This is a genomic window from Mesobacillus jeotgali (genome assembly GCF_002874535.1).
Taxonomy (GTDB): domain Bacteria; phylum Bacillota; class Bacilli; order Bacillales; family Cytobacillaceae; genus Mesobacillus; species Mesobacillus jeotgali.
This window is the reverse complement of record NZ_CP025025.1, coordinates 2,684,053-2,703,489: the sequence shown is the minus strand read 5'-3', so window position 1 is coordinate 2,703,489 and position 19,437 is coordinate 2,684,053. Positions and strand designations below refer to the sequence as shown.

Here is a 19,437-nt window from a genome sequence, read left to right as displayed (position 1 = left end):
TTAACTTTCCTCCTTTAGTACTGTTTCAGGGTTGTATTGAAGAGTATTCCTTTTAAGTCTTTGAATGCTTTTTTCAAGATAATAGTAAGTTGAAACTAAGTGGGCGTGTCCCAGCGCCATGGATACTTTTTCAAGGTCATTTTTATTTTCTAGTGCATTTGTAGCATATGCATGCCTATAAGTTTTCGCTGTATACTTTACTTCTCCGAATACTTTTTTATTTGCTGCAGCATAAATTTGACCTATTGCATTAACAGTGAGCGGTTCGTTACTTGTTGATAAAAATAAAGTTTCCCCATTATAATCTAATTGTTCTCTGTATTTTAGATATTTTCTTAGTACTTTCATTACCAGGTTACTTAACTTTAGCTTTCTCTGACCTGATTTTTTGCTTCTAATCACTATAGTTGATTCTGAGGTATATACATCATGGAGTTTCATATTAGTGATTTCTATAGGTCTACATCCAGTATCAAGAATAATTAAAAAAACACTTAAATTTCTTTCAGGTAGCCTTGAATAATTTAGAATAGCATCTATTAATTTCATGGTTTCTCTGGCATTAACATACTCATTATTTCGGGTATGCTGAATTTGAAATTTGTCAGGTATAGCATATTTGAAACTTATGAAGTTCAGTCTTCGAATATATTGAAGGAATAATTTTAAGCACCTTAGTAAATTCAAAGCCCTACTTCTTGAAATTTCATTCAATGAAATTCTTCTCCCTAAGAATTTATGATATGAACCAATATGTTCTTTTTCTAATTTTTTTACATCTCGCTCTTGGAGTGAGTCTGATGCTGGGAAATCTTCAAATTCTCCGGCTAAAAATTTAAAGAAGTATAGAATGTCTTTTCTATAGTTTTTTAGTTGGCTGTAATTTTGAGAAGATAAATCCTCAAGAAAAGAAGTAATAACAGGTGGAACGTTATTTTTAGCTTTAGTTTTTTTTGATTTCTCAATTAAGGTTGCATTGAAAATAAAGTTGATCTGTTTGTCTAAAAATAATTGCTTTGATAGTGAATTTATAATGTTTAGATAGACCTGCGCAGTACGTGCATTTAATTCACCCATAACTATTTTCTTTTCTAAGGTGTTTTTATAAGAATTAAAATGTTCTATGGATAGAAATTTAGTGTTCATCTGGTTGATATCATATTCGGCTAGAAAAATATTTATAGCCCTGCTAATTTTTCTTTTATAACTAGATGAAATATTACTCCTTTCAAGAAAAGAAATTATGGTTTCAGGTAAACAATCGGGATTAGTTTGGACTACGAAATTATTTTCATTATTAATAACTGTTAGATTGCTCATGGTTTAAAATCTCCAATATAAATATTTAGAATATTGTGTTAAAATATACTTGCGTAAAGTGCTATGAAATTAACTTTCTGCTCTGTTAATTTTTCCTGGCCAGTCATACTAATTTCCAGTATCACCAAATTAAACACATGTAATTCAATTTCGCTTTACTTTGTTAAAGAAAATTAGCGTAGAATTTTGTTTCTATGCCATTTCTCTTTAATCAAATAAAGTGCTAAAGGAGGCTGAAATAAAGTTTGTTAACTGGATTTCATTTTAAGCTAATACCGAGGAATCCAATATATAATAAAGATATAGTTATGAAATATTTTAAGTGCATTAACCTAATCAATACTTTTGAGAAGTTTCATCCGATTGGTAGAGGTTATAAGTGGAAACACATGGTGTTTGTAAGAAGGCAATCGTTTATTTGGCATCAATTAATTGAAAGATTACCTGTGCCTTTTAGACTAAAGGCATATCTGGATTCTGAAGACTTATCGGTTCCGTATCTAAGAGAAAATATGCAAATTACATCTGGTAATTACATTAATATAAAGAATTATGAATTAATGATAGAAGAGGGCTTGCAGACAACCCTCCTGAAACTTGCTGTAGTCTTAGATATACCCATTAGATATTTGAGAGGTTTTGACACCAGTGAATTGGTAGTTGCAGATTTTGATGAATACGATTATTTGATAATGGATAATAAGCAATCGTTTTCAGAAATTGTATCATGGACACTGAAAAGAGATATCTGTCGAATTATTGAGGGTTTTATCGTTGATAATTCCGAGAAGGAAATTCCTTTTGTCCATAAAAATCATGTATATGTTAGAGTGGATAAAAATGTAAATTTCTTCCGATTTGAAATCTTCCTTGAATCAAGACCATATGCATCAGTAGGTCAAATAAAGGAATTATTAAATGCTTTTCAGGGTAGTGTAAAATATGTGTATAAAGAAGAGTCGTTACTAAGAAAGGTACCAAAATTAACTTTTATAGGCATTTATAAAAATACCTCACTTGAACTACTCGAGGAATATGTAAATGACTTAAGTGAAAGTCCTGGAAAAGAAAGAATCTATCCATTCTAATACCTAAAATATTTATTCCTCTTATTACATCCTAGGAAGTAATAAGAGGTTTTTCTAATTAAAAGTAATTTAATCAATTAGTTATAAGTTTTAAAATATAGACTTATATAGCAAGGAGATTTAAAGTATTTATAATGATTTAATGATACACGTAAACTATTTCAAGGATCTAGAGAACCTCTTATTACTAAAGTAATAGGAGGTTTTTTGATGCGTAAGTCAAAAGCACAAACATTAGAACAGAAAAAATTAAATGCTCTAAAAGTATTGGAGAAATGGGAACTAAAAGAAAAGGAACGATTTAAATATAAAGACGAGGAAGAAAAGATAATAAAACCTGAAAAAAAGTCACCATGAAAATAAAGATAAAGGCGAATCAAACCTCAAACCATGTGAGTCCTAACCAGCCACCTTGCACCAGAATATGTAGAAATAATCCGAATTTAGAACTAATGGCAAAAGGGTTTCTGGAATTATACTTAAGATCATTGAAAAACTCATAAATTATTGAAGCTCGCCAATCAATGAAAATAAGTAGAGGAAAGATCTTCTCTACTTTTTGGGGGGCTTTTTTTAAATTTAATAACGATTCGCTATGGGGCAGTGAAATAACCGTTGTAACTTCAGCTTTTTCCTTTTCTAATTAAACAGTCGGTTTTAGAAGTAGCACTAATAAAATAATTAAGTTGAAAACTAATTATTTGATCTTGTTTGTTCTTTTCCTTTACTTATTAGGAGTATAGGTTACATTTATAGCCATTGTTAGTTAGCTCCATAAATAAAATGAACGAACAAGAATTTTTGGCATATGAACTTTAAGTAAAAGATTGGATACTTAATGTTTTTTTGCTTAATAAGTAACGTTTTTATAATTATTATTTTATAAATATATGGTTAAACTTTTAGTAACTTGGAAAATGACGGAGGTTATCTAATCAGTGCTTCGTACTCACATATCCAATCGTTATCTAAAAGAAGATAAAGTTATAACAGCTAAGACCCATTGGGAATTAGAAGAAAAAGTTAAAAATCAAAAGCAGCGGTGGAAAGATAAAGAAAATAAAGTTAAGAACCAAAAAAGGATTGAAAAGTTAAAGTGCTCTGCGATTACAGATACCAAAAGATCACAAAAGCAAATTGAAGAATATCGGTGTCTTCTTCAATTCTCATTAAATAGAAAGCATTCTATTAATTGGGACAAGCTTTTTAGTAAGGAAACTTACGAAGTTGAGGAACCTGAGTTAGAAAAATTCATTGAGCTGGTAAATGTTCCAAAAGAGGATAAATTTCTTGAGTTTTTTCTCCCGTCATTAAAGAAGAAGAGGCTTCAAAAAATGAATGAGGCAGAAAAGAAATATCATCTAGCCTATACTGAATATCAGAGAGAAAAAAATGAATTTATTAACGAACAAAGGGAGATTAACGAATCAGTAAAACAATTTAAGCTTGCATATGAAGATTCAGTTACTCCATTTGTGGAAAAATACTTTGGTACAGTAATTGATTCTTCTGGTTATCCAAAGGGATTAAATAAAAATCTTGATATCCAATATCTATCTGAAGCAAAAGCTTTGGTTATTGATTTTGATTTACCCCTACCAGGAAATGTTCCAGACATCATTGAATATAAATTTGTACAAGCTCGTAACGAAATTGTTTCTAAAAAAATGAAGAAAAAAGAATTTGAAGAATATTACGAGGATGTTATTTACCAATTAACACTTCGAAATATTTACGAGTGTTATAGTGCTGATTATGGCAATACAATTGAACTTATTGTATTTAATGGATGGATACATGGGGTTGATTCTTCAACTGGTCAAGATTTTCACTCTTGTATTGTAAGCCTACAGGCTATGAAGGAGGAGTTTTTAGCCTTAAATCTTGAAAAGGTAGTACCGAAAGATTGTTTTCGAAATCTAAAGGGATTAAACGCGGGTGCTTTATACCAGTTAGCACCAGTAAGACCAATAATGGAACTTAACCGTGAGGATCAGCGTTTTATAGAATCAAAAAAAATCTTAGCTGAGATCAATTCTATTCCAAACTTAGCAGCTATGTCCTGGGAAGATTTTGAACATTTAGTAAGAGAACTCTTTGAAAAATATTTCTCCGCAGTTGGTGCTGAGGTAAAAGTAACAAAAGCGACCCGTGATGGAGGTATTGACGCTGTAGCTTTTGACCCTGATCCTATTCGTGGCGGGAAATTTATCATTCAAGCAAAACGTTACAACCAAGTGGTCCCTATATCAGCAGTTCGTGAGTTGAATGGGATAATGGCAGATGAAGGTGCAGTAAAAGGAATATTAGTAACTACAAGTTATTATGGAAACGATTCATGGGAATTTGCTAAAGGAAAGCCTCTGACTCTTTTGGATGGATCTAATTTGATTCAGATGTTTATGGAATATGGCTACAATGTCAAAATTGAATTAAAGAAAAATGAAAATGCAAATTAATGAATTAACCACCACATGATTAGTCATATAACTTCAGGAGCAGCAAAAAAGTTTAAGTATGTATTGTTGTTGGAAGGGTATCCCATTCGCCTATTTATCGAATTTAACAGTAAGCAAGATGGGTTTGAGAAATTTTTTAAACAATTTAGGACAACTAGAATTATCCAGTAACAGGGATAATGCCACTAATGCCAATTTTTGGGCATGGGAATGCCAAGAAATCAGCACTTTGTATTGAAAAAATAAGTAATAACAACGAGATTTTAATATTACATCTCGTCCTTATATGGCTTTGTTGGGTTCCATAGCGGTGTCTAACCCCAGTTAGAAAGCAATTAATATTTAGTCGACTTTAAATTCCCCATTTAATAAATTACTACGATAAATAATTATGAATTAGTTTAAATACTATGCAATTTAACTGCCCGTTTATTGGCAGTTTTTTTTGCGTTTGCGAAAGCCTGTAAGTGCATTCAACGGATAAACCCATTTGTCACCAACATTTGGAATTAACAATTCAAGTTGGCACGGAAATTGCAAATTGAATAGTGAGTGAAAATGTATAGAGGAGGGGCAATTATGAAACAAACATTATATAAACCCAAAAGACATTGGAAGGAAATTGATCTTTGGAACAGAGTTACTGAAGAACAGTGGAATGATTGGCTTTGGCAATTAACCAATACAGTACGAACATTGGATGATTTGAAAAAAGTTATTAATTTGACACCTGAAGAGGAGGAAGGTGTTCGAATCTCAACAAAAACAATTCCACTTAATATAACTCCCTACTATGCCTCGCTAATGAATCCTGATGATCCAAATTGTCCAATTCGCAAACAGTCTGTGCCTATATCTAAGGAGACTTATAAAACAAAATATGATTTAGAAGATCCACTCTACGAGGATGAAGATTCCCCGGCACCGGGCCTAACACATCGATATCCAGATCGCGTTCTATTTCTAGTAACGAATCAATGTTCCATGTACTGTAGATATTGTACGAGAAGAAGATTTTCAGGGCAAATTGGAATGGGCGTACCTAAAAAGCAATTAGATAAAGCAATTGATTATATTAGAAATACTGAAGAGGTAAGGGATGTTTTAATTTCTGGTGGAGATGGATTATTAATAAACGACCAAATTTTAGAGTATATACTAAAAAAACTTCGTGAGATTGAACATGTGGAAATTATTCGGATAGGCACCCGTGCACCAGTGGTATTTCCACAGCGAATTACAGAAAATTTATGTTCAATTTTAAAAAAGTACCACCCAATTTGGTTGAACACTCACTTTAACACGTCAATAGAAATTACAGAGGATTCTAAAAGAGCATGCGAGATGTTGGCGAATGCAGGTGTTCCTATTGGCAATCAGTCTGTTATTCTGGCAGGAATAAATGATAGTGTTCCAATTATGAAGAAACTAATGCATGACCTAGTAAAAATAAGGGTACGGCCCTACTATATTTATCAGTGTGATCTATCTGAAGGAATTAGCCACTTCCGTGCCCCAGTTTCAAAAGGGCTTGAGATTATTGAAGGTTTACGCGGTCACACCTCAGGATATGCTGTTCCAACCTTTGTTGTTGATAGTCCAGGTGGTGGAGGAAAGATTTCTCTACAACCTAATTACCTGATTTCACAAAGTGCAGACAAAGTAGTGTTACGTAACTTTGAAGGTGTTATCACATCTTATCCAGAGCCTCAAAATTATGTTTCAGGGACTGCAGAAGGTTATTTCAAGAGTATTTATCCTGAATATGAAAAGTATAAATCAAATGTTGGTATATCTGCTGTGATGAATGATAAGAAATTCAATCTCGTCCCAGAAGATCTTCAGCGCCTAGATAGAAGACAAAAATATCATGAAGATCCAGATCATTCTTCTTTAAAGGATAAGCGGGTAAAACGAGATGAATTAAAAGAAAAGAAATTTAAAGCTCAACAACAAACTTCAGCAAAGATAATTGGCCAAGAAAAAGAACCAGCGGGGAATGATTGATCATGAACATGATTTGTGAGTGGTGTGGAGGGAGAGCAGCTTTAGGAATTAGTAAAGTTTATTGGGAGCTGCCAGATGGGTCAAGGGCAATTGAAATCACGGAGACACCGGCTGTGATTTGCAAAGGTTGTGCGATGGTATATCAGGAAGAAAAGGTAATTAAGGAGATTGAGGATCAATTGTTTTTAGTGGATACCAAGATAATTGGAGATACAATCAGCTTTAAGGAACTTATGGATTTGCCAAGACTATTAAAGAGAAATTATTTTGATTTTTCTTCATAGAAAAATTTTTCGTGGCACTCAATGATGGGTGCCTATTTTGTGTGTAAATTAATACCTTAAACGACAATGTATTATTGGGAAAAATGGCTAGGGAAGAAGTAGTCACCTTTGATAGGAAGTTATGGGCTGAAGAACATGTCAGCTTGCGGGAACTACTATTAGGCAGGTTAGCTTAAGGATAACTTTACTTCAAAAGAAACATTGAATACCAACATGTTATATAATGGTATAAAAATGGATTAGAAGTGGTGATTTAAAATTGAAATGCTGCCAATATTGTTTTGAAGATATGCATTTAATTACTAAGATTAGAGAAAATGATGAGGTGGGAAATTGCGACTATTGTGATAGTGAGGAAGTATTTATTATAGATATAGATGATTTAACCGAAGATTTTGATAGGCTATTTAAGCATTATGAAAGTACCGAACCTTATGAATATTTTCATCCTGAGATTCATGATGATCCGTCAGAATTTGGCGATAGGCTCATTGATTTAATAAATGAAGATTGGAATATATTTTCGGAAAAGATTATAGGAACTGGAACTGATGAAAACTTATTATTCGACATATTGAACTTTAATAAGAGATGGGACCCAGAAAGATATATTGATCCATATAATTTATACTCAAGAATCACGCAAGCATTTACTTTTGTTCATCCTTTAGAAGGTTGGGAACAAATCTGGGATAGTTTCAAGAATGAAATAAAACATTTTAATAGATTTTTTCCTGAAGCCAAAAATGATATTTTTAATGATCGAATTGATGAAATTTTAGAATATAGAACTGTATATACCGAGAAGTTGGATTTATTTAGAGCAAGGTTAGGTGTACATCCTATCGGAAAAATGATGGCACCACCCGCTGAACTGACTACACCAGGAAGAGCAAATCCTCGCGGAATAAGCTATTTATATTGTGCTATAGATGAGGCTACAAGTATAGCTGAAATTAGGCCGTGGAAAGGAGCTACTGTAACTGTTGCTCACTTAATTCCAAAGAGGAATTTAAAATTGGTTGGTCTATTCAGTGATCCAATATCTCCATTTGATTTTGAATCCCCTTATGAAATTTTAGAAATCAATAAAATTTTGTCATCTTTTATTCAAGAATTAAGCACTCCTGTAGACCCGAATAAATCAGAAATAGAATATTTACCGACTCAATACATAACTGAATTAATCAAAACAAAAGGATTTGATGGTATTTTATTCGATAGTGCAATGGGGCCAGGGAACAATGTTGTTATTTTTGATGAAAACAATGTAGACGCCAAATCAATTCAGATAATGGAGGTAAATAACATTCTATACAAATATGATTTTAAAAAATAAAAGTAATTTAAAACAAATTACAACTATGAATGGAATTTATTAAGAGAAATCGGCAATTGTCACAGATAGGAATGAAAAAAATTTATAATTAAGAACAAACGGGTGCGGATTGTACCCCTTTTTTTAGAATTCTTATTGAACGATGCAGGTTAGTTCAAGTAGGATATGAAGATGAAATGGGGATTCGTAATGAATTGCGGATGTGAAAGCTATAACGATTTAACATTGCAAAGAAATGATATATCAAAACGTATTAAAGAAAGTAAAATGCAAAAGGAAGTATTTAAATTAATTGCTAAACACTCTAATGGCGAAGAAAAATTGTATGTTTGCAATGAATGCAATCAACTGTGGCAGGGGAGCTATGCTTGGAATTTTGGTAATGGAGAATATTTGTTTAAAATTCCTTCAATTGAAATAAAGAAGTGGGAAGAAGAGCATTATACTGCTCCTGACGAAATACTAATATACTTGGCATTGATGGACAGATTCTTAACAGAAAATAAATTTGTTGCATCAGAAGAAAATTGTAGGAGAGAACACTGTAATAACAAAGCCGTAAAAGGACTTAATTTATGCTTAGAACATCATATAGAATCATTACAGTACATAGGAAATCTACCAAAGACACCAAAAGGAAAACTCTCCGATCCATATGGACTAATTTATACGAGATACAAAGCTATTTTCGATGAAGCTATCATGTTATTGAACTAAAGTACAGGTTAATTTAATCACTCTATTATCTTTATAATTTGTAAAATTAGATAGAGGCTAAAAATGGGAGGGAATTTATGACTACAAATAAGGACTACATTCGTTATATTCGGGGAAAAGTAGGGCACGATTTAATATTTCTTAATTTTGCTGGAGGTATTGTTTATAACGAACGAAATGAGATTCTTGTACAAAAACGGGGAGATAGAAATGAGTGGGGTTTTCCAGGTGGTGCTATGGAACTTGGAGAATCTCTTGAAGAAACCGCTAAACGAGAAATACTTGAAGAGACAGGATTAAATGTTGAGGTTGAACATCTTATTGGTGTCTACTCTAAATATTCTGGTGAGTTTCCGAACGGAGATAAAGCTCAGACTATCACTCATTTTTTTCAATGCAAGCCAATTGATGGGGAAATTATCGCAGATGGTATTGAGACCTTAGATTTAAAATACTTCCCAATAGACCAAATACCGAAATTATTCACAAAACAACACGAAGATGCCTTAGAAGATTGGCTTTCCAAAAGAAAAGGTGTATTTAAATAAAAATACCTTCAAAATAACTATCCATAATCTTTAACTAGCGGGGTGCAAGTGTCCAGTAGGTAGTGGTAGGGCAGCACTTTTTATTTATTAAACTATAGATGCAGTAGAGTTGAAGAAGAATACAAAAAAAGTGCAATGCATTTGAATGGCATTGCACTTTTTGTTAACCAATATTTCTTATTTGTTTAGGAGATGAGTCCCTATTAATAATTGTTTTTATTAAAAAGTATAAACCTGGAAGTGCAATGAATGTTCCAATTATCAAATACGTTAATCGTGTGCTAATTCCTAGGAATGAAGCAGATGCAAATAAAATCCCCAATGGCATAGTAAGTCTTAAAAATAGCAAACGAATTGAACTTAACTGTGAAAGTCGTTCTCTAGGTGCTTCTCTCTGAAAGTATGCAGCACTCTGTGCATTAAACAATGGAAATAAAATTCCTCCTATTAGCTCACAAGCCCAAGCTAATGGGATAGTTGGTACGAAATAAAGCAGAACAAAGGAAAGTCCACCACCGATTAAACCAGCATACATTAAAAGATTGTTTTTTGGTAACTTTGTGAGCAGTAACATACCTATAGCATATCCAACGGGAAAAGCGCCAGAGAATACAGCATACTCCCAAGCTTGTCCATTGAGTTCCCCACGAATAAAAGGAACATTTATTACCATAGTTGCTCCTACGGCAAACTGCACAATTGAAGATAAGATCGTTAGTTTTAATAAATGCGGGTATTGAAAAAATGTGAAGTACCCTGCTTTTAATTCGTCCCACCAGAACTTTTTGGACCACGTTGCAATTTTTTCAACACTCTTCTGTGGTATTTGTAATAAGGATATATAGCTTAGTAAAAACATGAGACTAGAAATTATGTATATAACATAAATAGGACTGACGATAAGAAGTAATGATGTAATACCAGGCGCAATAAAACTCATTAATCTAAGAGTTCCGTCTAATAAACTATTTGCTTGTACTAGCTCTTTTTCAGAACATAAATCAGGCAATAGTGAGAAAGAAAGACTTGCATATATTGGCTGAACTAGGCCTAATAAACATTGTAAAATAATTAAACCTATTATTGTTATGTAATTCTCTCCACTTAAATAGCCTAAGAGAGGCAGAAGGTATGCTCCTGAACGAATTAGTTGTATATTTTTTAGCATTTTTTCTTTAATAACATGGTTAAGAAAAGGTGAGCTTATTCCCTGAAGTACTAAGGAAGGAAGAAAGTAAATCAACCAGAGAGCTCCCATCCATTCCTTCGATCCCGTAATCTCATACAATAAAAGCCCATTTACAATCCCGCCAGCAGCTCCCCCGAACTCAGAAACAATTTCTCCAATCCAAAGAGATTTGAACGATCTCGAATATCTCTTATTATTCATGAATTTCTCCAAGATATTGATTAAGAAGTTTGGAAAAAGATTGGATTTTCAAAGTGTTTGCTGAGTAAATCCCTTTATCAACCTTAATGAACTTAGCTGCTTTTAACAGGGAAAGTTGATGATGAAGGGTCGTTTTTGAAACATTAAAATGCATACTCAAATCTTGTAGAGAAATGGCTCTTTTTGTGATTTGAAACAACAACTTTAAGCGAAGTTCGTCTCCCAATGATTTATGACCTTGTACGAGTTCTTGAGGGGGAACACCAGGTTCTAAAAGAGCAGCTTCGTTTAATGGATAAAATAACAGCTTTGTGTCTGGAGAGCGTAGTTCCAAAATCCATGGACGATAGGATACATGCGGTACAAGCTTTACCTGCCAAACAGATGGTTCTGGCAGATACTTCGCTCCTCCTGTAATACGTTCAATTTCCTCCAATGGTCTAGAATTATCAATTACCCTGTTTTTTTGATTTTCGAAAGACAGGGCTTGCAACCACTTCGCCCAATCCTTTTGTTCACTGATCCACTGAGACCATACAAGAATTGTTTCAGTTAACAAGCCAATTATGACCTTATATTCTTTTTGCCGAAAGGAAAGGACATAATCATTGAGATATTCATGATCCTTAAAATAAGAAGCATATTGAAAAAAGGACTCTCCATTCATATAATTCATTGCTGTGTTTTTCCTTATAGACTCATATGTACGGTCCTTATAGGGTAAGACTGTTTCATAAAACGATTCTGGTTCCAACTCATTTAATGAATTCAAAAAGTCTTGAACATTGGAAGAGCAAAGTTTATTTTGCAACATAAGTAACGCATACCATAAATTTGAATCCTCGATTTCTTTTAGGTTACTCACTAATGTTAATGGCATAGAGGATTGGTGTTGCAACCAATTTTCATCTTGCTCGAAGGTGTGACGTAACTTGCTATGAGTAAAGGCTGAAATACCCAAGGCAATCTCCCATATTGGTGAGGACTCAACGGATATTGATAAGCTTTCTTGGGGTAGTGGCGAATAAATCTGTTTCATAGTAATTCCTCCTTTGTATACATTCTAAATTTATAGAATTGATAATTCAATAATGTTCGAAAAATATTTTATTTTAGAAACATCTAAATGAATCTAAAGTTTGAGACAGAATGTCCTTAACTAACGGATGAGTTTATCAGAAGGATTAATAGCCTTTTTTGTTGAATTCCTTATTGAACAAATGGAGGAGGATAATTGAACAAGGATTTTACTATATAGACGGGTTGAAATCTCGTGGTTAATTAACAAGGGCATAATCTGTTAGGGATTAATGTCCTTTTTTGTTGAAATAAAAGCAGGAATTTTAAGCTCACAAGAAGAATATGAACTAACAATTATTGGATATGTGGAGGATTTTATGTGGAAGGCTTGTTGGAGGAATTTAGTATACATACTGGACCATAAATTGAATGTTTTTGTTGAATGCTGGAAGGAAGGTTTATACATCCAAGGGATTACCCACGATCTTTCCAAATTTTCACCAAAGGAATTTTTTCCGTATGCTAAAAAATTCTTTTCTAATGAGGAACTCAGTCCTCTTGAGGAAATGAAATGGAAGTATGCGTGGCTAAATCATCAACATAAAAATAAACACCATTGGGAGTATTGGGTTGTTGATCCGAATAAAAAACTAGCCTTGCCGATGCCCAGAAAATATCTGGTTGAAATGGTTTGTGATTGGCGTTCGTTTTCAAGAAAGTGGGGGAGAAAGGTAAAAATATCGAACTTGGATCTTACAGATAAGATAATACTGCATCCAGATACAAAAACAGAACTTGAAAAGATTATGAGAAATAAAAAGGCAGCTGAGAGCAAAGAAACTGTTGTGTACAAGAAGATAACATAGCAAACTCTGATAATGCGTCTTGCAAAACTTTAGGGGGAAGAGAATGATTAAGAGAAGATATGGAGAGCGAAAAGATTGGAAACGAGTATTGCAAAGAAGGTATGCCCAGACGTTCCTTACTACAAAGGACTTTAGAGGTTACATCACTTTGTTACATACATTAAAAGTATCTAATCCTTTACATACGAGGTACGGCGAGAAAGATATTTGTATTGTTGATAATGGTTTTATGTGGCTTCAACAATTTCCTTGTGATAAAAACCATTGTGTAACTACAATGTTCGATAGTAGTGGTAACGTAGTTCAATGAAATATAGATATTTGTCTTCACAATGGAGCGGAAGATGATATTCCTTTTTGGGATGATTTATTTTTGGATATCGTTGTGTTACCAACTGGAGAGTTAATTTTAAAAGATGAGGATGAACTGGAAGATGCGTTAATAAGAGGTATCATTGATAAATATCAATATAAATTGGCGTTGAACGAAGTGGAAAATCTTAAAAGCTTAATAGACAAAGGAAATTTCAGCTTGATTAAACTGTCAAACACCCATAAAAAAATCTTAAGTAATATGCTGAAGTAGAATAAGCAACTAATCTGGGAAAGAAACCAAAATTCGTGCACTAATGTGTCATTTTCTTATAGAACAAGGGCAGGCAATGTTTCACAACAGATAATAAACAAGTAAAAACGTCGTAGCTCAAGAAACTATTAATAACAAGATTTTAGGGGAATTAATATGCACACTACACCGAAACATATTATTGCAGTTTCTGCTTATGTTACAAATGAAAATGGAGAAGCCTTATTAGTCAAAACTCATTGGAGAAAAGATACTTGGGAACCTCCAGGAGGTCAGGTAGAAGAAGGAGAACCTCTTGATATAGCTGTCTGTAGAGAAGTATTAGAGGAAACAGGGATAGTGATCTCACCTATTGGAATAACAGGAGTATAATATAATGCCACAAAAAATTTATTATCAGTGGTGTTTAAGGCGAAATATGTTAGCGGAGAAATAAAAATTCAACCCGAAGAAATTAATGAAGCAAAATTCGTTAAACTTACTGAAGAAAATATAGATAATTACATAACTCGTCCGCATATGAGATCTCGTACACTTGATTCTATAAAAGCAATCAACTTTATCCCTTATGAAACTTGGGAAGTAAATCCTTATAAACTGATTGGTAGGCTAACCTAATTATGCAAACGGGGGGTTAGTCATCCAGCTTAAAGCTCTTTTTACAGAATATGCTTATTAAACACAAGAAGCAGTTTAGTGGAAGAAGGAGTTTGGAGTATTTAGGAAGAATATCAGCATTAAAACTTGTTTCAAGGGTGATATTGTTGGTTGAAAAGTATATTAAAGTTGAAAATGGCAACCTATGGACAGAAAAAAGAGGGCAGGGAGTTCCAGTTATTTTAATCAGTGGTGGACCTGGTTCTTGTAATTATTTGGAACCATTATCAAATCTTATTGAAGATATTTGTGAAGTTATTATGTTTGATCCTAAAGGTTGTGGTCGTTCACATTTTGACGGGAATGGATACAATTTAGAAGCTTGTCTTCAAGACATTGAACACATTCGGGAAGAGTACGGCCTAAAAACCTGGGTAGTAATTGGGCACTCCTGGGGAGCTGATTTAGGATTGGCTTATTCGCTTTTATATCCAAATTCTGTATTAGGATATGTTTCAATTTCAGGAACTGGAATCCAAAATGATAGGGATTGGAAGGAAGCTTATAATCGAAACAAAGTAGAAATTGATGAAATGAAACCGGATTTTGAGTATGAAGCAAATAAGATTGTTCACCGATCTCTTATTGATTCTTGGAGAGCATTTATAAAGAAACCATTATTGTTAAAAGAAATCTCACAGATTGACTTACCTTCACTTTTTATTTACGCCGAGAATGATATTCGTCCTTCTTGGTCCATTAAACAAATCTCTAACCTTATTTCTAATTCTAGATATATCGAAGTCGAAGGAGCAGAACATTATGTTTGGCTAAACAAAAAGAAAGAATTAGGTGAAGTCTTGAAACCTTTTATTAAGTTTACGGGACAGGATAGAAGTTAAAATTTTTAATAAAAGAAGGTGTTCAGGTGTTACCAACAGAAAGTATTCTGAAGACTTGGGAGAAGTTCAACGATTTTCCGATGGAAACATTAACTAAGGTTTGGTTTTATAACAAAGGAAATATTGAAAAACAACGTAATGTATCACTTATGAGAGAACACAGAGAACAATATGGTTTATCAGGTAATTGTTTCGACCTAGCTCTTTGGTTACTTGATGAATTTAATAAAGATGGAGTAGAAGCTTATCCCGTGGGTCATAACCTAAACACTGAAGATGCCCACGTTGCTGTTATAGCAGTAAATGAAAAAGGAAATCGTTATTTATGCGATTTAGGAGACCAATGGCTATCTCCAATTTTAATAGATACTGATAGTGAGGATTATACCAATGATGTACTGAGTGGTTTTTTCCCTGGAGCTAAGGTACAAGTACTAAATAATCAAAATGGCACAGAAATTCTTTATCATCGTACAAACGGCAAAGTATCAAAACAGATATTCAATACACATCCAATTGAAATGAATTACTTCCTAAAAGCTGCTGAGTTTTCACAGAATTTAATTAAGCCAAGCCCGTTGTTAGAATGTAGAATCTCTTATAAATCCGAAATAGCACATTGGGAGTTCTATAATTGGGAGAGCTTTTTAAGTACAAGTGAAGGTTTATTTATGGAACCTAAATTAGAAAAGATAGAAGAGTGGGTAGAAAAGATAAGTCAAAGAACGAGTTACAACAAAGAAATATTATCGGAAGTTTTGAATAAATACAAAATAATTCAGAACAAAGCCTTTTCGTAATGAGTCCAAGACGTCAGGTCAACATACTTGGTGCGTTGAGCCAGGAGGATTGAGGCACCTTTTTGTTTAATTCCTTTATTCAAAAAATGGGGCAGGTTTGCTTAATAAGGTATACAAGTAAATTACATAAATCATATAAAAAGAGGTGAAATATGAAAGATAAAGTAAAGGACACATTTGATAGCCTTGCTAATATTTATGAAAATACAGTGGATACAACTAGCTTATTTAATAGCGAATACGAAAGACCTTCAATGTTAAGACAGCTACCACAGAATTTAAATAACTTGAATATTCTCGATGCTGGCTGTGCAGCGGGTTGGTATACTCAACAATTAGTCAACAGAGGAGCGAATGTGGTTGCAACTGACATAAGTCCCGATATGGTTAGTTCCACTGTTAGGCGTGTTGGAAATAGAGCAAATGTTCTTTGTTTGGATTTAGAAGAAAACTTACCTTTTAAAGATAACTCCTTTGATTACATTATAAGTTCATTAACTCTTCATTATATAAAGGATTGGAATCTTACTTTTAGTGAGTTTAAAAGGATTTTAAAACCAAAAGGCATTTTTGCATTTTCAGTTCACCATCCGTTTTCAGATATAAAACTGCTCCAGGATGCAAACTATTTCTCCACAGAATTAATTATTGATAAATGGAATAAAGATGGAAAGTCATTTGAAGTTCCTTTTTATCGAAGACCTCTTAACTTAATTTTAAACGAAACTCTGAAATACTTTTCTATTGAAGAAGTCATTGAACCTCTACCCACAAAGAAGTTTAAGCAAATGGCACCAGGAAAAATATGAAATGCTTTTAAAAAGTCCCCAATTCCTTATTATCAAAGCTAATATGGATTGATGTACTCAGATGCCTCTGCAAGTGGAACACCTAACCAATCAGGAAGCGTTGTTATTGAACAAACGAGGCAGCATTCCTGTAATGAAAGAAAATGGAGTTTGAACAAGAAAATAACCTCTTGGTAGAATGAGAGAGTCCTGACGCTGGCCAGCAAAAAGGACAAATATCTCAAACACCAGGAGGCTTTAAAATGAATTATAACCAGAATAAGAAGATTGCTCAAATAACTTCTCAGACTCTTATTATAGGAGTCGATATTGCAAAATTCAAGCATGTGGCACGTGCCCAGGATTTCAGGGGAATAGAGTTTGGATCACCGTGTCAATTTAAAAATACTAAAGAGGGAATTGAGCATTTTCTTAAATGGATTTCGGTAATCAAAATAGAACAGAGAATGGAAAAAGTGATGGTTGGCATGGAGCCGACAGGCCATTATTGGTTTAACTTGGCCCATATTTTAAAAGAAAACGGGATTAAATTTGTCGCTGTAAACCCCTTGCACGTCAAGAAAAGCAAGGAATTGGATGATAACTCACCTACGAAGAATGATGTGAAAGATGCCAAGGTCATAGCCCAACTGGTCAAAGACGGAAGATACGCAGAACCTACGATACCGCAAGGTGTTTATGCAGAACTCCGTGTGGCAAAGAAAATACGCGATCTTTTAACTGAAGACCTTCAAACGGTCCAAGGGCAGGTACACAACTGGATTGACCGGTATTTTCCGGAATTCCTCAAGGTATTTAAGAAATGGGAGGGTAAGGCTGCTTTACAATTCTTAAAGCTCTATGCCTTACCCTATGAAATAGCTGAATTCACTGAACAAGAGCTACTTGTCCATTTGAGAAAATCCGTATCCCGGAGTGTTGGATTAAACAAAATCCGCGAGTTAAAACAGGCAGCCACTAAGTCCATCGGACTCAGACAGGGTGCCAATATGGCCAGACTTGAGCTTAAAACCATTCTGGCTAAGTATGAATTAATTCAGTTGCAATTCGAAGAATTAGATTCGAAAATTGATGGTCTGCTTGATGAAATACCAGGTGTACCACAAATGTTAGCGATAAAAGGTGTGGGCAGGGATACAATTGCCGGCTTCTTCGCTGAAGTAGGAGATTTAGGCGAATACAATCATCCCAGGCAAATTATCAAGCTGGCCGGTTTAAGCTTGAAAGAAAATACATCGGGTAAGCACAAAGGAAAAACGACCATTACAAAAAGGGGCCGTAAGAAGCTAAGGGCCCTGTTATTCAGGGTTTGTATGATTCTTGTCGCCAAAAATACGGCATTTAAGGCGTTACATGCGTACTATACTCAACGTCCGGATAATCCATTAAAGAAGATGCAGTCCCTGATCGCTTTGTGTAATAAACTAATCCGGATACTCTTTAGTATTGGTAAAAAGCAATTTGAGTTTAATGAAGAAAAGATGTTAAAGGACATCCCTCATTTGGCACTAGCAAAGAAGACGGAAATGGCAGCGTAACTCTGTTTTAGTTTAGATGAATAGTAGTTCTGGTTTTATTGATTTTGGAGACATTTGAAGCACGGATTAGTCGGCAAAGCAACTAAATTACGGGCTAAGACCCTGTGGGGCAGCATGGCTGACATCCACCTCATGGAAAGGTTGGACGAAGGAATTTGAGAGCGAAGACTCTGTGAGGCATGGGAGGGTTGACCTCCATGAGTAAATGTGGACATCCACCAGTGCGGTTATATTTTTACTCATCCACCATTTTCTGTAAGGAACTGGTTAGTGGGTTGTAGCTCTTTTTTCTTACTCTGTCCAAAAAAATCCTTTCAAGTGAAGATCCTCCATTTATAAAGCCAGTTACCGAAGGTAAACGACTATGAAATTCTAAGAAAACATGAGTAAATCGGCGTTTTGGCTTCATTTATTGAGGGAGCATTCCTGCGCTTTTTTGGTGGAATTATTTCTTATTGCACTAAAGAAGCAGTTATGTTGAATAACTGAAATTATTGAGAACTTTTACCATTGTCCTTCGTAATATAGTTAGGAGGTGTATGTTCCGTGAAATGGTTTTTACTTCAAATCCTAACTTTAGGTGCTATAGGAATATTGATGGCGGTTTTAGAATTAAATGAGGGTAACAGAATTGTTAGCTCTTCTGCAAATTGGACCCCAGCAAACAACATTTACATCACATTTTTTATCGTAACAGTGGTTTTATCTTGCTTCTATTTAATTTTTTTATTTGAGGCAAAAAAGAATAACAATATTTTTAAACGACCCTTTTGGAATGTGATGCCCAAGATTACTATCTCGGTTGGTGTTTTATCTATAATTCTGTTTTTAGTAGGGGGAACTGTAGGACCAATTATGAGCTGGGTGGAACAGTGGAGGTCACTCTTATATGTATTCCTTATTTACTTTCTATTTTTAATATTTCTCTTTATTTTTTCTATTGAGCACAAGAAACAACGAAATAACAATCGTATCAACAAAACAATCCTTACTTCCTACATATGGACAATTGTTCTGTTTTTTGCAATCTTTTTTGTTTTATAATCCAGCAAGGTTTGCCGTGCTTTTACAAGTTTGCGAACCCTTTCACTTAAACTAACGGGTGCTAATAAACAACATGCGGCTAAATAATCTCTTTTATATATAATTTAATCGTGTATCGAAAGG

Annotated in this window: 19 protein-coding genes and 1 pseudogene; 17 read left to right on the top strand and 3 right to left on the bottom strand. The window is 34.0% G+C overall.

Going from position 1 to position 19,437, the window contains the following annotated elements:
* Complete coding sequence (locus tag CD004_RS13735; protein WP_102263287.1) at nucleotides 1-1,320, bottom strand: tyrosine-type recombinase/integrase; 1,320 nt, start codon at nucleotides 1,318-1,320, stop codon at nucleotides 1-3.
* Between the two features lie 245 nt (nucleotides 1,321-1,565).
* On the opposite strand from CD004_RS13735, the gene CD004_RS13730 reads away from it, so the two are divergent.
* The 8 genes from CD004_RS13730 (at nucleotide 1,566) to CD004_RS13700 (ending at nucleotide 9,762) form a co-directional block, all read left to right on the top strand.
* On the top strand, nucleotides 1,566-2,408 hold the full coding sequence (locus CD004_RS13730; protein WP_102263286.1) for a hypothetical protein: 843 nt from the start codon (nucleotides 1,566-1,568) through the stop codon (nucleotides 2,406-2,408).
* 210 nt (nucleotides 2,409-2,618) lie between these two features.
* Nucleotides 2,619-2,765, top strand: a complete 147-nt coding sequence (locus tag CD004_RS23850; RefSeq protein WP_158651563.1) for a hypothetical protein — start codon at nucleotides 2,619-2,621, stop codon at nucleotides 2,763-2,765.
* A gap of 581 nt (nucleotides 2,766-3,346) precedes the next feature.
* Nucleotides 3,347-4,867 carry a restriction endonuclease gene (locus CD004_RS13725; protein ID WP_102263285.1) on the top strand — a complete coding sequence of 507 codons (1,521 nt, stop codon included), beginning with the start codon at nucleotides 3,347-3,349 and terminating at the stop codon, nucleotides 4,865-4,867.
* A 579-nt stretch (nucleotides 4,868-5,446) separates the two neighbouring features.
* The gene (gene kamA / locus CD004_RS13720) at nucleotides 5,447-6,874 is read left to right on the top strand and encodes a lysine 2,3-aminomutase (RefSeq protein ID WP_102263284.1); all 1,428 of its coding nucleotides are present in this window, start codon (nucleotides 5,447-5,449) and stop codon (nucleotides 6,872-6,874) included.
* Between the two features lie 2 nt (nucleotides 6,875-6,876).
* Nucleotides 6,877-7,158, top strand: a complete 282-nt coding sequence (locus CD004_RS13715; RefSeq protein WP_102265106.1) for a YokU family protein — start codon at nucleotides 6,877-6,879, stop codon at nucleotides 7,156-7,158.
* A 259-nt stretch (nucleotides 7,159-7,417) separates the two neighbouring features.
* Nucleotides 7,418-8,497: an RES family NAD+ phosphorylase gene (locus CD004_RS13710; protein WP_102263283.1), complete on the top strand. Its 1,080-nt coding sequence runs from the start codon at nucleotides 7,418-7,420 to the stop codon at nucleotides 8,495-8,497.
* 171 nt (nucleotides 8,498-8,668) lie between these two features.
* On the top strand, nucleotides 8,669-9,214 hold the full coding sequence (locus tag CD004_RS13705) for a hypothetical protein (RefSeq protein WP_158651562.1): 546 nt from the start codon (nucleotides 8,669-8,671) through the stop codon (nucleotides 9,212-9,214).
* 77 nt (nucleotides 9,215-9,291) lie between these two features.
* Nucleotides 9,292-9,762 carry an NUDIX hydrolase gene (locus CD004_RS13700; protein ID WP_102263281.1) on the top strand — a complete coding sequence of 157 codons (471 nt, stop codon included), beginning with the start codon at nucleotides 9,292-9,294 and terminating at the stop codon, nucleotides 9,760-9,762.
* A 163-nt stretch (nucleotides 9,763-9,925) separates the two neighbouring features.
* Here the strand turns inward: CD004_RS13700 and CD004_RS13695 are convergent, their stop codons facing one another.
* Both CD004_RS13695 and CD004_RS13690 read right to left on the bottom strand, forming a co-directional pair.
* Nucleotides 9,926-11,152 carry an MFS transporter gene (locus CD004_RS13695; protein WP_102263280.1) on the bottom strand — a complete coding sequence of 409 codons (1,227 nt, stop codon included), beginning with the start codon at nucleotides 11,150-11,152 and terminating at the stop codon, nucleotides 9,926-9,928.
* Nucleotides 11,145-12,191, bottom strand: coding sequence for an ArsR/SmtB family transcription factor (locus CD004_RS13690; protein WP_102263279.1), 1,047 nt, complete (start codon nucleotides 12,189-12,191; stop codon nucleotides 11,145-11,147). Before CD004_RS13690 ends, CD004_RS13695 begins: the two co-directional genes overlap by 8 nt.
* Before the next feature lie 271 nt (nucleotides 12,192-12,462).
* Between CD004_RS13690 and CD004_RS13685 the strand changes: the two genes are divergently transcribed.
* The 9 genes and pseudogenes from CD004_RS13685 (at nucleotide 12,463) to CD004_RS13650 (ending at nucleotide 19,314) form a co-directional block, all read left to right on the top strand.
* Nucleotides 12,463-13,038 carry a DUF5662 family protein gene (locus CD004_RS13685; protein WP_233434869.1) on the top strand — a complete coding sequence of 192 codons (576 nt, stop codon included), beginning with the start codon at nucleotides 12,463-12,465 and terminating at the stop codon, nucleotides 13,036-13,038.
* 43 nt (nucleotides 13,039-13,081) lie between these two features.
* Nucleotides 13,082-13,348, top strand: a complete 267-nt coding sequence (locus CD004_RS24325; protein ID WP_226607930.1) for a hypothetical protein — start codon at nucleotides 13,082-13,084, stop codon at nucleotides 13,346-13,348.
* A gap of 63 nt (nucleotides 13,349-13,411) precedes the next feature.
* The gene (locus CD004_RS24320) at nucleotides 13,412-13,624 is read left to right on the top strand and encodes a DUF402 domain-containing protein (protein WP_226607931.1); all 213 of its coding nucleotides are present in this window, start codon (nucleotides 13,412-13,414) and stop codon (nucleotides 13,622-13,624) included.
* A 156-nt stretch (nucleotides 13,625-13,780) separates the two neighbouring features.
* A pseudogene (locus tag CD004_RS13675) lies at nucleotides 13,781-14,242 on the top strand (NUDIX hydrolase).
* 92 nt (nucleotides 14,243-14,334) lie between these two features.
* Nucleotides 14,335-15,123, top strand: coding sequence for an alpha/beta fold hydrolase (locus CD004_RS13670; protein WP_226607932.1), 789 nt, complete (start codon nucleotides 14,335-14,337; stop codon nucleotides 15,121-15,123).
* A gap of 26 nt (nucleotides 15,124-15,149) precedes the next feature.
* Nucleotides 15,150-15,923, top strand: coding sequence for a hypothetical protein (locus tag CD004_RS13665; RefSeq protein WP_226607933.1), 774 nt, complete (start codon nucleotides 15,150-15,152; stop codon nucleotides 15,921-15,923).
* A gap of 152 nt (nucleotides 15,924-16,075) precedes the next feature.
* A complete protein-coding gene (locus CD004_RS13660; protein ID WP_324781844.1) occupies nucleotides 16,076-16,732 on the top strand; it encodes a class I SAM-dependent methyltransferase in 657 nt (218 codons plus the stop codon).
* Between the two features lie 242 nt (nucleotides 16,733-16,974).
* The gene (locus tag CD004_RS13655; protein ID WP_102263276.1) at nucleotides 16,975-18,270 is read left to right on the top strand and encodes an IS110 family RNA-guided transposase; all 1,296 of its coding nucleotides are present in this window, start codon (nucleotides 16,975-16,977) and stop codon (nucleotides 18,268-18,270) included.
* A 546-nt stretch (nucleotides 18,271-18,816) separates the two neighbouring features.
* Complete coding sequence (locus CD004_RS13650; protein WP_102263275.1) at nucleotides 18,817-19,314, top strand: hypothetical protein; 498 nt, start codon at nucleotides 18,817-18,819, stop codon at nucleotides 19,312-19,314.
* Nucleotides 19,315-19,437: the final 123 nt, after the last annotated feature.

Excerpts from the sequence above, each read along its gene's own strand:
- CD004_RS13660 (WP_324781844.1), top strand. The coding sequence starts at position 16,076 with ATGAAAGATAAAGTAAAGGACACATTTGATAGCCTTGCTAATATTTAT.
- CD004_RS13695 (WP_102263280.1), bottom strand. The coding sequence starts at position 11,152 with ATGAATAATAAGAGATATTCGAGATCGTTCAAATCTCTTTGGATTGGA.
- kamA (WP_102263284.1), top strand. The coding sequence starts at position 5,447 with ATGAAACAAACATTATATAAACCCAAAAGACATTGGAAGGAAATTGAT.
- CD004_RS13685 (WP_233434869.1), top strand. The coding sequence starts at position 12,463 with ATGTCCTTTTTTGTTGAAATAAAAGCAGGAATTTTAAGCTCACAAGAA.
- CD004_RS13705 (WP_158651562.1), top strand. The coding sequence starts at position 8,669 with ATGAAATGGGGATTCGTAATGAATTGCGGATGTGAAAGCTATAACGAT.
- CD004_RS13715 (WP_102265106.1), top strand. The coding sequence starts at position 6,877 with ATGAACATGATTTGTGAGTGGTGTGGAGGGAGAGCAGCTTTAGGAATT.
- CD004_RS13700 (WP_102263281.1), top strand. The coding sequence starts at position 9,292 with ATGACTACAAATAAGGACTACATTCGTTATATTCGGGGAAAAGTAGGG.
- CD004_RS23850 (WP_158651563.1), top strand. The coding sequence starts at position 2,619 with ATGCGTAAGTCAAAAGCACAAACATTAGAACAGAAAAAATTAAATGCT.
- CD004_RS24325 (WP_226607930.1), top strand. The coding sequence starts at position 13,082 with ATGATTAAGAGAAGATATGGAGAGCGAAAAGATTGGAAACGAGTATTG.
- CD004_RS13735 (WP_102263287.1), bottom strand. The coding sequence starts at position 1,320 with ATGAGCAATCTAACAGTTATTAATAATGAAAATAATTTCGTAGTCCAA.
- CD004_RS13655 (WP_102263276.1), top strand. The coding sequence starts at position 16,975 with ATGAATTATAACCAGAATAAGAAGATTGCTCAAATAACTTCTCAGACT.
- CD004_RS13690 (WP_102263279.1), bottom strand. The coding sequence starts at position 12,191 with ATGAAACAGATTTATTCGCCACTACCCCAAGAAAGCTTATCAATATCC.